This window comes from Mesorhizobium sanjuanii (genome assembly GCF_002529485.1).
GTDB lineage: Bacteria > Pseudomonadota > Alphaproteobacteria > Rhizobiales > Rhizobiaceae > Mesorhizobium > Mesorhizobium sanjuanii.
In genome coordinates this window covers 1-11566 of the sequence record NZ_NWQG01000254.1, presented here as the reverse complement: position 1 = coordinate 11566, position 11566 = coordinate 1, and the positions used below count along the sequence as shown (strand labels likewise).

Below are 11566 nucleotides of genomic sequence, written 5' to 3'. Positions count from 1 at the left end.
GGACGGTCTGCCTACACAACACGCGTCTTGGCATGCTGCATCCGCAGGCGGTCACCCGCAACGCCTTCGGCGATGCCAACTACTACAATCTCTGTCCGTCGCATCCGGATGCGCGCGCCTATGTCCGCGCGCTGGTCGCCGACGTCACGCACAGCTACAGGCCGGATCGGATCGAGCTCGAAAGCCCGTCCTTCATGGGCTTTGCCCATGAGTACCACCACGAGAAGGATGGCGTCGGACTGACGCCGGAAGACGACTTTTTGCTGTCGCTGTGTTTTTGCCCGTCCTGCCTCGCCCGTGCGGCCGGCGCCGGCATCGATGGCGAGGCGGCCCGCAAGCGCGTCGGCCAATGGATCGTCGAGACCTGCGAACGCGCGGTGCCCGAACGGCGCTTTCCCGATTTTCCCGCCAGCGGCCTCGACGCGTTTCTGCCGTGGCCGGAACTCCATGCCTATCTCATCTGGCGCTTCGAGCCGGTAACCAGCCTCGTCGCCGAGCTGCGCGAGGTGGCCCATCCCGCAACGAAGGTCGTCATCATCGACCTGAAAGACGGCTGGCTCGGCGGCTGCGATCTGGCGGCGCTCGGCAAGGTCTGCGACGGAGCGATCCTGTGTGCCTACGACATGCAGGCCGGCGATGTCGCAAGCCTGATGGCGGCCGGCCGTGCCACGCTCGGATCGGAAAAATTCCTCGGCGCCGGCTACCGGCTCTTCTATCCGGAAATGGCAGCCCCCGACATCCTTGCGGCCAAGGTCAAGCCGGCGCTGGCGCCCGATGTCGACGGCATCAACTTCTACAATTACGGCCTTGTTCCCGCCGCGCGTCTGGACTGGATCGGCGGCGCGCTGCCTGTTTGAGCAAATCGATCTGCGCCAAGCCTCATTTGCCTCCGATACTCTCGCCGCCGAGTGGTCCCGATGCTCAGAACGATCCGCACGCTAGCACCTGACGAAGTGGAAACCCTTGTCGACTGGGCGGCGGCCGAAGGTTGGAATCCGGGCCTCGGCGATGCCAGGATTTTCCAGGCGGCAGATCCCGAAGGCTTCATCGGCGCCTTTGTTGATGGCAAGATGGTAGCCGGCATTTCCGCCGTCGCCTATGGCGACGATTTCGGTTTCATCGGCCTCTATATCTGTCGCCCGGACAGGCGCGGCGAGGGCCATGGCAAGGCGGTCTGGGACGCCGGCATGGCGCGGCTCGGCAACCGCACGATCGGGCTGGACGGCGTTGCCGAACAGCAGGCCAATTACCGCGGCATGGGTTTTGCGCCGCTCTACCGGACGATACGGTTCTCCGGGCCTCTCGATGGCCTGGGAGGTACCGGCAGTGGCGTTCGCCCCATAGCGCCGGAGCCCGACATACTGGCCTATGATCGCCGGTTCTTTCCCGGCCCGAGGCGGTCGTTCCTGGAACACTGGCTGCGCCCGCCACACATGGCGCTTGCGATCGTTAGCGAGGGCGCGATCGAAGGCTATGGCGTCGCGCGCCGATGCCGGGACGGCTGCAAGATCGGCCCGCTCTATGCCGATGGGCTGGATGCGGCAAGCCGTCTCCTCTCAGCGCTCGCCAGTATCTGCGGCCCCGGAAATATCCATCTCGACGTTCCCGAAACCAGCGGGGATTTTGCAGCGTGGCTGTCGTCGGTGGGCCTGCGGCCGGGCTTCGAAACGGCTCGAATGTACCGGGGAAAAGCGCCGCGGGTGATGCAGTCCGGGGTCTTTGCGATAACCACCCTGGAGCTTGGTTGAGAAGTGGAAGTCGACTAAGCGCCAGCTAGCCTGCCTCGTCCAGCCGGTCGCGCAGCATGCTTAGAGGGAGCAGCATGTTTGGCGCATGCCGCATCAGCCCGTGGAACGGGATCGGCGACGGCGGCCCAAAAGGCAGCGGCAAATCCCGGGGCTTCGCTCCACCAGCCCAATCCGCGAGCACCTTGCCCATGGCCGTGGTCATGGCGATCCCACGCCCGTTGCAGGCAAAGCCCGCGATCAGGCCAGGCCCGAGATCGACGAGGCGAGGCAGGAAATCGGGCTCGACGGCAGCCATTCCCGACCAGCTAAATTCAAGCGGCGGGATTTGCGGGAGATCGAGATGTCTTGCCAGCCGTCGCCAGATCGCCTGCGGCACGCGTGTGTCGGCGCCGGGGTCAACAATATGCATGCCACCGGTGATCAGTCTGTTTTCGGCATCGAAGCGGAAGGTGAAAAGATTGCGCCTGGTGTCGCCGACGCCTTGCCCGCCGGGAAGCAGGCGGGTGCGTATTTCACGCGGCAGCGGCGCTGTGGCAATCTGGAAGATCTTCAGCGGGAAGTAGGTTCGCTGCAGCGTCTGAAACAACGGTCCGCCATAGGCATTGGTGGCAATAAGAACCTTTCCGGCACGCACCGAACCCGAAGCCGTCTTCAAGGCCCAGCCATCCCCGATGCGATCGATCGATGTAACCCGCGTCTGCTCGAGGATGCGCGCGCCGGCGTTTTCCGCCGCATCGGCGAGGCCGCGCGCATATTCGACCGGATTGAGGACGCCGCCCGAGCGGTCCATCCAGCCGCCAGGATAGCCGCGCACGCCGGTCAGCTCCTCGATCGCCTGCCTGTCCAGTGCAGCAGTCGGTTTTCCGCGCTTTGCCCATTGTTCGGCGCGCGACCTGGTCTTTTCCAATGCGGCCTGCGAATGGGCTGGTTGTATCCATCCATTCTGGACTGCATCGCATTCGATGCCATGCCGCTTGATCAGGCCGAAGACGAGATCGGCACTGCCGGTCGCGAAATCGACCAGGCGTTCGCCGCGTTCCGGCCCGAGCTGGGCAAGGATGTCGTCTGGGTCCCTTTTTGCGAAATTCGGCACCACGAAGCCGGCATTCCTGCCGGTTGCGCCCCAGGCGATGATTTCCGCTTCGAGAACGGCGACCGAGCGGCCTTTTTCGGCGGTGTGCAGCGCGGTTGAAAGGCCCGAAAATCCGCCACCGATAATGGCCAGATCGACATCGAGTGCGCCCTCGAGGGCGGGCCGGTCGCGGCGATTGCGGCCGACCGCGTGCCAGAGGGATTCCTGCCGGCTCCCTTTGTTCATGACCCTGTTCCACTCTCGCCTGGAGCTACTTTCGCACCCTTGCCGAACCTTGCGCGTCGCGGCCTGTCGCCGAAGAGGCCATTCGGCCTGACCAGGAGGATGACGCAGAGCATCACGCCGATCGCCACGATCTGCAGCGCGGCGGCACGTGCCTGCTGTTCGGGCGAGAACAGGACGCTGGTCAAGGTCCCCGATCCGGCCCATATCGCCCAGACCAGCACACTGCCGATGACGGCGCCGGCGTTGCTGCCCGAGCCGCCAACGATCAGCATCACCCAGACCTGGAAGGTCAGGATCGGCAGATAATTGTCGGGCGCGATGAAGCCGGTGAAATGTGCCTGCAGCGCGCCGGCCAGCGCCATGATGGCGCCGCCGACGGCGAAGGCCTGGACGCGATAGAAACGCGCGCTCTTGCCTAGGGATATCGCGGCTCGCTCATCCTCGCGCAGCGCCTTCAGGACGCGCCCCCACGGGCTGCGCGACAGATGCTCCAGCGCCAGATAGACGATGAGCGTCACCACTGAGACGACGGCAAGGTTCGACAGGTTGAACAGCAACGGCGTTTCGGCAAGGCCGCCGAAGGGACGCGGAATAAAGCCGATGCCGAACGGGCCGCCGGTCAGTTTCTGGGCGTTGAGCGCCACCAGTTGCACGACGACGGCGACGCCGAAGGTGGTGATCGCCAGATAATCCGATCTGAGGCGCAGCGTGGCGATGCCGGTGATGGCGGCGGCGACGCCGCCCACCAGCATGGCGCCGAGCCAGCCGACAAGGATCGGCAGACCGAAACCGCCCAGCCGCGCGGCATCATCGGGCGTGGTCAGCAGCGCCGACGCGTAGGCGCCGATGGCGACGAAACCGGCAAGCCCGACATTGAAAAGCCCGGTCAACCCCCATTGCAGATTGAGGCCGAGCGTGACGAGCGAAAAGATCAGCGCGGTGGTCAGGAAGAAAGCGCCATAGCCGAGCAGGTCCATCAGCGTTCCCTCACTCCGAAAAGGCCGACAGGTCGCACGAACAGCACCGCCATCAGGATGATGAAGGAGACGGCTGCACGCCATTCGGCGCCGATCAGCTGCACGGCGCCGGCTTCGGCCATGCCGATGATCAGACCGCCGAGAACGGCGCCCGGCACGCTGCCGATGCCGCCGAGGATGGCTGCCGCGAACATCGGCAGCAGCATGTCGAATCCCATGAACGGGCGGATCTGTATGAGAATGCCGATCATGACGCCGGCAACGCAGGCCAGCGCCCCACCGATGATCCAGGTGACGCGCACGACCTTGGCGACGTCGATGCCGACAATGCGGGCCAATGCCGCGTTCTGGCTCAATGCCTGCATCGAGCGGCCGGTCTGGGTGCGCGTCATCAACAGATGCACGCCGAGCACGAGAACGGCGGTCAGCAGCAGCAAGGCGATCTGGTCGGGTGTGATGCGAATGCCGAAGCCGACCGGCATGGCGATCTGGATCGCCCGGCTGAAATAGGTCGGGCGCGAGGTGAAGATGAATTCGAGCAGGCTTCTCAGCGCCATCGAGGCGCCGAAGCTCGCCATCACCACGATGATCGCCTGGCCCTTGGCCCGCAGCCGCGCGAACAGCACCAGGTCGAGCAGCAAGGCCAGCAGGCCGGTGATCGCCATGCCGATGAAGAGCGCGGCGATCAGCGGCCAGCCGAAGGAGAGCGGAGCAATGGGTGCTACCTTGCCGAACATCGCGCCGATGGCGCCGACGACGGCGAGCGTCGCATAGGCGCCCCAGGCCATGAAGTCGCCATGGGCGAAGTTCGAGAAGCGCAGGATCGAATAGGTGAGCGTCACGCCGATGGCGCCGAGGCCGATCATCGAACCCGCCAGCAGTCCGTCGACGACAAATTGCAAGCTCATGCCCCGCCTCCTTTGCCCGGCTGTTGGCGGCGTTGGCCGAGATAGAGTTCGGCGACGATCGGATCGTTCCAGAGCTCGGAGGCGGCGCCCTCGTGCCGGTCCTTGCCCTCGACCAGCACATAGGCGCGATCGCCGATGGCAAGCGCGGCCTTGGCGTTCTGTTCGACCAGCAGAACGGTGACGCCGGATTTGCGGATGCCGGCCAGCATCTCGAACACCATCGACACGAATTTCGGTGACAGGCCCGCCGACGGCTCGTCGAGCACCAGCACCTTGGGGTGGACGATCAAGGCCCGGGCGACGGCTAGCATCTGCCGCTGTCCGCCCGACAGGTTGCCGGCAACGGTCTTCCGCTGGCGGGCGAGATCGGGGAACGCCGCATACATCTCCTCGATGCGGGCAGGGGTCTCGCGCGGTTTCAGGATGCCGCAGGCGACTTTCAGATTGTCCTCTACCGACATCAACGGGAAAATGTTTTCGGTCTGCGGCACGAAGGCAAGGCCGAGCCGAACCATCGTGTGGGCGGGCGCCGCGGTGATGTCCTTGCCATCCAGCAGCACCGTGCCTCCGGTGATCGGGACAAGGCCGGCGATGGCCTTGATCAGACTCGACTTGCCGGCACCATTAGGGCCGAGCACGACGACGATCTCGCCCCTGTCGACGGTCATCGAGGCGCCGCGCACGATCGGCACGCCGGGCTCGTAGCCGGCTTCGAGGTCGCGGACATCGAGAACGGTCTGGCTCATGCCGCGCCTCCGAGATAGGCCTCGATGACTCGCGGATCGCGCGCCACCTGGTCGGCGGTGCCTTCGCACAAGAGCTGGCCGCTCGCCATGACCAGCACGCGGTGGCAGAGCCGCGTCACCATGTCGATATTGTGCTCGATCAGCAGGAAGGTGATGCCGCGCGCGTTGATGTCGCGGATGCGGTCGATGATGACTTCGAGCAGGCTTGCATTGACGCCGGCTGCCGGCTCATCGAGCAGGATGATCGCCGGATCGGCCATCATGACCCGGGCGAGTTCGAGCAGCTTGCGCTGACCACCGGAAAGCACGCGCGCCGGTTCATGCGCAAGGTGGGCAAGCGCGACGAGCTCGAGCAATTCGATGGCCCTCGTCTGGGCAGCCCGCTCCTCGGCGGCGACGCGCCGGGGCGTCAGGAAATTGGCGAGCAGCCTTTCTCCGGCCTGCCCCTGCGCGGCCAGCATGACGTTCTCGATCAGGGTCAGATTGGGCAGTGGCCGTGGAATCTGGAAGGTGCGGCCGAGGCCACGGCCGATGCGGCGGTGCGCAGCTTCCCCCGACACCGGCGTGCCGTTGAGCAGGATCTCGCCGCCGGAAGGCAGGATACTGCCGGCCAGCAGATCGAACATCGTCGTCTTGCCGGCGCCGTTCGGGCCGATGAGACCGAGTATTTCACCCGGCCGGACGTCGAACGAGACATCGTTGACCGCGACGAGGCCGCCGAAGCGCCTGACGACATTTCTGGCCGTCAGAACCGGCGCGCGGATTTTCTCCTCCTGCCGTTCAGTCGTGTCGCTCATCAATCCCTCTGGCCGAAAGCGATCGTCGCCGCCTTCTGGTTTTTGATTTGTGATCACACTTGCTTTGATCACGCTATTCGGCTTTAATTTCTTCCGCAAGCCGAAAACAGGCCAAACGGCCACGACCGGGAATGTCATGCAGAAGGCTGCCATCGAAAAGAACTATGAGGTGATCGCCGCCCAGCTTACGCCGGTCGGCCGCGAGACCGTGCAGGATCGCGTCTATTCGGAGCTGCGCCGGGCCTTGATCGGCGGCCTTTTCGAGCCGAGCCAGGTGCTTACCATCCGTGGCCTCGCCGATGCGCTGGTCACCTCCACCATGCCGGTGCGCGAGGCACTCGGACGTCTGATCACCGAAAAGGCGCTGGAGGCGCTTCCCAACCGCTCCGTGCGCGTGCCGCCGATCACGCTGGAGCGTATCGACGATCTTCTGCGCGCCCGCTCCCTCATCGAGGGCGAAGCGATCGCGCTGGCCGCCACGCGCATGACCCCGCGCCAGATCGCTGCGGTCGAAGCCATGCTTGCCGAATGGGACGAGATGCGGGCGCTGAAGCACAAGAAGGACATCGATCGCGAGGCGACGCTCAACCAGAGCTTCCATTTCGAGATCTACCGCTGCTGCGGTTCCGCCGTGCTGATCCCGATGATCGAGAGCCTCTGGCTGCAATCCGGACCCTGCATCCGTGTCGCCATCTACGCCTTTTCCGATGCCGGCGAGGTCGATACCGCCCATTATCACCGCAGCATTGTCGCAGCGCTTGCCAAGCAGGATGCGCAAGCCGCGCGCGAGGCGCTGGTGGCCGACATCAGCCGGCCCTTCGCCTTCCTGCGCGACAAGCTCCAATCGGCGAAAGACCCGACATGACCAGGCCTGCCATAGGGATCACCGAGCCGCGCTCCAACCTTTCCGTGACGGCGCTGCTGTTGCCGGAAAAGGCGCCCGACAACACTGCCTTCCTGCTGGCCTATCTCGGTGAGCCGCGCGTCGTTGCCGGCATCCATGCGATGTGGACCGGGCCTGAGATTTCCTGTCCGGTTCCATCAGCGCATCTGGATGGCCAGGCCTATGCTAAACCACTGCCGGCGGAGAACGCGACGCTGACGCCGCAGCCGGGCGATATCGTCCTGTCCTATGTGCCGCCGCGCATGTGGGGCGGCAATCCCGATGCGATCTTCGACATCGGCCTGTACTACGGGCCGGGTGCGCGCCTGCTGTTCCCGATCGGCTGGCTTGCCGGCAGCGTGGTCGCTCAGGTGCGCCCCGAGGAGCGCGACCAGTTCGCCGCCGCCTGCGGCGTGATCCGCCGCAACGGCGCCTGCGATATCACCTTCACGCGGGTGGAGATTTGAATGGCTGACAGCGACGACAGTTTCGAACTCTTCGATCTTCGCGTCGAGGCCGTGATCCCCGAGGGCAAGCCGATCTATTGCGGCGCCAAGGCAGGCGACTATTTCGAGCTCAAGGGTGAGATGCTGTCGATGCCGGCGGGGCAGGGCTTTTCGATCTATTCTTTATCAGCCGTCTTGCCGCTTCTGGCGGCCAAGCAGCGCCCAACCCACAAGAACGACTGGATGACGTCGGACGCCGAGATCGCCTGTCCCGATCCCAATTGCGCCAGTCGGCTGCGGATCGTCAGGACCGGCAAGCGGCGGTTCAGCCATGCGGAAACCACGGCGGTACCGTTGCCGAAGGAGAACGATCAGAGATGACCGCCAAGGCCTTCGAACTCAGCCCCGGCTACACCATCTCGCGCGTCATTCGCGGCGGCTGGCAGCTTGCCGGCGGCCATGGCGCGATCGACCGCCAACAGGCGGTGGCCGACCTGGTCGCCACCTTCGACGCCGGCATCAGGACTTATGACTGCGCCGATATCTACACCGGCGTCGAAGAGCTGATCGGCTTGGCTCGGCTGCGGCTGGCCAACGAGCGCGGTCTTGACGCCGCCGCGCGGATGAAAGTGCACACCAAGCTGGTGCCCGACCTCGAACGGCTTTCAAACATCAGCCGCGACTATGTCAGAGGCATCGTCGACCAGTCGCTGCGGCGGCTGAAGACCGAGCGGCTCGATCTCGTGCAGTTCCACTGGTGGGATTATGCGCTGCCCCGCTATGTCGATGCGATGGGCTGGCTCAACGAGCTTCGCCTGGAAGGCAAGGTGCGCAATGTCGGCACCACCAATTTCGATACGCCGCGCCTCGCCGAGATCCTGGCCGCAGGCGTTCCGCTGGTCAGCCAGCAGCTGCAATATTCGGTGCTCGACCAGCGGCCGGCGAACAACCTTGCAGCGCTGGCCGAACGGAATGGCATCAGTTTCCTCTGCTATGGTTCGGTGGCGGGCGGCTTCCTCAGCGACAAATGGCTTGGCGTCGCCGAGCCGCAAACGCCGCTCGAAAACCGGTCGCTGGTCAAATACAAGCTGATCATCGACGATTTCGGCGGCTGGGATCTCTTCCAGCAATTGCTCGGGGCGCTGAAGGCGGTCGGCGACCGCCACGGCGTCGACATCGCCACCATCGCCAGTGCCTGGGTGCTGGAGCAGCCGCAAGTGGCGGCCGTCATCGTCGGCGCCCGCAACCAGGCGCACGCCCTTGCCAATGCCAGGATCATGGACGTCACGCTCGAGGCCGGGGACCGGGCGCGGATCGCTGCCGTGATCGCGCAAAGCCGCGGGCCACTGGGCGATGTCTACACGCTGGAGCGCGACCGCCACGGCCGCCACGGCTCGATCATGCACTACAATCTGAATGCGGGCCGGATATGAGTGGAGAGCCCTCCCTGTTTTCACGTGCGAGCGCCGAGGTCGTCGATCTCCACCGCTTCTTCGTCGACTGGTTCGTCGAGGCGCGTGCCGACAGAGCGGATTTCGACCGCTTCGAGCGTGTGATGGGCGAAGGCTTTCGCATGGTCGCGCCGAGCGGCCAGATCCTCGATCGCGATGCGGTGCTCCACCACGTCCGTTCAAGCCGCGCCACCTGTGACGGCGACTTCGCCATCTCGATCGAGGATATCCGAGCCGGCTGGCAGACTAGCGACACGATCGTCGTCTGCTACATCGAGGCACAGAAACGCGCCGGCAAGCACAGTCGCCGTCGCTCGAGTGCCGTTTTCACCACCAGTTCGTCGGCGCCCAACGGCGTCGAATGGCGACATCTGCATGAAACCTGGCTGCAGGTGCCGGAAGGCTGAACAGGCTCAAGACGTGAATGAGAGTCGTTTAACGAAAGGGGAACAACAATGACAAGGACGATACTTCAAATCACCACCGCGCTGGCTTTGCTGACCGCAGCCGGTGCTGCGCAGGCCGCCGATTGCAAGATCACTGTCGGTCTCGTCATGGAACTGACCGGCCCGGCCGGTGAATACGGCCAGGCCGGCGCCAAGTCGGTCGAGATGGCCTTCCGCGACATCAATGAAGCCGGCGGCGTGCGAGGCTGCGATCTCGCCACCGACACCCGTGACAGCCAGAGCCAGGGCAACATCGCGGTCGACGCCGCGACCCAGCTGGTGCAGGTCAAGAAGGTGCCGGTGATCATCGGCGGCATCATCTCCTCGGTGTCGATCCCGATCCTGACCTCGGTCACCGCGCCGGCCAAGATCGTCCAGGTATCGCCGGCTTCCTCGTCGCCGACGCTGACGGCGCTCGGACGCGACGGCAAGACCAACGGCATCTTCTTCCGCACCATCACCTCGGATGCGCTGCAGGGCGTCGCGGCCGCCAAATATGCCATCGACAAGGGCTTCAAGAAGCTCTCGGTCATCCACGTCAACAACGACTTCGGCGTCAACATGGTGGCGGAATTCTCGCGCGCCTATAAGGCGCTGGGCGGCACCATCGTCTCCGACACGCCCTACAATGAAAAGCAGTCGAGCTATGCGTCGGAAGTCACCGCGGCCATGGCCGGCGAGCCGGACGGGCTCTATCTCGTCAGCACGCCTGTCGATGGCGCCACCATCGCCCGCGCCTGGATTTCGCAGGGCGGCGTGCAGAAATTCCTGCTCAATGACGGCATGAACAGCCCGGACTTCATCGAATCCGTCGGCGCCGACTATCTGAAGGATGCCTATGGCACCTCTTCTGGCACCAGCCCGACCGCATCGACCGAGTATTTCACCAAGAACTACAAGGAATTTTCCGGCATCGAACCGACCAACCCGGCAGCCGACCGCTCCTATGATGCCGGCGCCATCGTCGGCCTGGCCATCGCCATTGCCGGCTCCGAGGATCCGGCCAAGATCAAGGACGCGATGTACAAGGCCGTCGACCCGGCCGGCACGCCGATCTTTGCCGGCAAGGACGAATTCGCCAAGGCGCTTGGCCTGATCAAGGATGGCAAGCCGATCCGCTACGAAGGTGTCATCGGTCCTGTCGCCTTCGACAAGTACGGCGACATCACCGGTCCGTTCCGGCTCTGGAAGATCGTCGACGGCAAGGTGACGACCGACGGCGAAATGACCACGGACGACGTTAACGCCCTCCAGGCGAAGCTTCAGTAAGCGGCTCTTGTCCGGCATCAATCCCCTTCATTGGGGTTGATGCCGGACAGTTACCTGCGCGCGCTCCAGCTAGTATAGCGGCTTGGCCATGTGCCGGGGCGTTGGCCACTCCGTCGTGATGCCGGGCTGCACCGGCCGCTCCAGATAGGTCGACAGCACCACATAGCTTCGCGTCGAGGTGACGCCCGGCGTTTCATAGAGACGTGACAGCAGGCCTTCGAGCGCCCTTGTGTCCTCGGTGCGGACCTTGATCAGCATGCAGGTGTCGCCGGCCACCGAATGGATCTCCTCGACTTCCGGGTGTTCTGAAATCGCCATCAGTTCCGGCGTCTTTCCCCAGCCCTTGGTGTCGATGTGCACGAAGGCAAGCAGTGGCTTCTTCACCGCCTTGGGATCGATGATCGCTGCGGTGTTGCGGATGGCGCCGCTGCGCCGAAGCCGCTTCACCCGTTCATGGGCTGCCGGCGGCGAAAGGCCGACCCGGTCGCCGAGATCGGCATAGCTGATCGTCGCGTCGTCGACCAGGACGCCTAATATCCTTCGGTCGGTCGCGTCGAGATCGCGGACGGTTGGCCTG

The 11566-nt window shown here is 64.6% G+C and carries 14 protein-coding genes; 8 read left to right on the top strand and 6 right to left on the bottom strand.

Annotated features, from left to right (window positions below):
* Positions 1–857: hypothetical protein (locus CN311_RS29685; RefSeq protein WP_097577167.1), on the top strand; the 857-nt coding region annotated here is incomplete at its 5' end.
* A 60-nt stretch (positions 858–917) separates the two neighbouring features.
* Entirely contained in the window at positions 918–1748 is an 831-nt protein-coding gene (locus CN311_RS29680) for a GNAT family N-acetyltransferase (RefSeq protein ID WP_097577165.1), read from the top strand.
* 25 nt (positions 1749–1773) lie between these two features.
* Here CN311_RS29680 and CN311_RS29675 read toward each other — a convergent pair whose 3' ends face one another.
* Genes CN311_RS29675 through CN311_RS29655 form a run of 5 tightly spaced genes read right to left on the bottom strand, consistent with a single transcriptional unit; the run spans position 1774 to position 6494 of the window.
* Positions 1774–3066, bottom strand: a complete 1293-nt coding sequence (locus tag CN311_RS29675; RefSeq protein ID WP_097577164.1) for an NAD(P)/FAD-dependent oxidoreductase — start codon at positions 3064–3066, stop codon at positions 1774–1776.
* Positions 3063–4046: a branched-chain amino acid ABC transporter permease gene (locus CN311_RS29670; protein WP_165779894.1), complete on the bottom strand. Its 984-nt coding sequence runs from the start codon at positions 4044–4046 to the stop codon at positions 3063–3065. The genes CN311_RS29675 and CN311_RS29670 overlap by 4 nt, the downstream gene beginning before the upstream one ends.
* The gene (locus CN311_RS29665; RefSeq protein WP_097577162.1) at positions 4043–4951 is read right to left on the bottom strand and encodes a branched-chain amino acid ABC transporter permease; all 909 of its coding nucleotides are present in this window, start codon (positions 4949–4951) and stop codon (positions 4043–4045) included. Before CN311_RS29665 ends, CN311_RS29670 begins: the two co-directional genes overlap by 4 nt.
* The gene (locus CN311_RS29660) at positions 4948–5697 is read right to left on the bottom strand and encodes an ABC transporter ATP-binding protein (protein ID WP_097577161.1); all 750 of its coding nucleotides are present in this window, start codon (positions 5695–5697) and stop codon (positions 4948–4950) included. The genes CN311_RS29665 and CN311_RS29660 overlap by 4 nt, the downstream gene beginning before the upstream one ends.
* Positions 5694–6494, bottom strand: a complete 801-nt coding sequence (locus CN311_RS29655; RefSeq protein ID WP_097577160.1) for an ABC transporter ATP-binding protein — start codon at positions 6492–6494, stop codon at positions 5694–5696. The genes CN311_RS29660 and CN311_RS29655 overlap by 4 nt, the downstream gene beginning before the upstream one ends.
* A gap of 136 nt (positions 6495–6630) precedes the next feature.
* Between CN311_RS29655 and CN311_RS29650 the strand changes: the two genes are divergently transcribed.
* From CN311_RS29650 to CN311_RS29625, 6 genes are read left to right on the top strand one after another with little or no spacing between them, the layout of a single operon-like run.
* Positions 6631–7359, top strand: coding sequence for a GntR family transcriptional regulator (locus CN311_RS29650; RefSeq protein ID WP_097577166.1), 729 nt, complete (start codon positions 6631–6633; stop codon positions 7357–7359).
* A complete protein-coding gene (locus CN311_RS29645; RefSeq protein WP_097577159.1) occupies positions 7356–7844 on the top strand; it encodes a DUF3830 family protein in 489 nt (162 codons plus the stop codon). Before CN311_RS29650 ends, CN311_RS29645 begins: the two co-directional genes overlap by 4 nt.
* Positions 7845–8204 carry a TIGR04076 family protein gene (locus tag CN311_RS29640; RefSeq protein WP_097577158.1) on the top strand — a complete coding sequence of 120 codons (360 nt, stop codon included), beginning with the start codon at positions 7845–7847 and terminating at the stop codon, positions 8202–8204.
* Complete coding sequence (locus CN311_RS29635; RefSeq protein WP_097577157.1) at positions 8201–9256, top strand: aldo/keto reductase; 1056 nt, start codon at positions 8201–8203, stop codon at positions 9254–9256. Before CN311_RS29640 ends, CN311_RS29635 begins: the two co-directional genes overlap by 4 nt.
* Positions 9253–9681, top strand: coding sequence for a DUF4440 domain-containing protein (locus CN311_RS29630; protein ID WP_097577156.1), 429 nt, complete (start codon positions 9253–9255; stop codon positions 9679–9681). The genes CN311_RS29635 and CN311_RS29630 overlap by 4 nt, the downstream gene beginning before the upstream one ends.
* Before the next feature lie 48 nt (positions 9682–9729).
* Positions 9730–10989, top strand: a complete 1260-nt coding sequence (locus CN311_RS29625) for an ABC transporter substrate-binding protein (protein ID WP_097577155.1) — start codon at positions 9730–9732, stop codon at positions 10987–10989.
* 69 nt (positions 10990–11058) lie between these two features.
* Here CN311_RS29625 and CN311_RS29620 read toward each other — a convergent pair.
* Positions 11059–11566: Lrp/AsnC family transcriptional regulator (locus CN311_RS29620; protein ID WP_133117288.1), on the bottom strand; the 508-nt coding region annotated here is incomplete at its 5' end.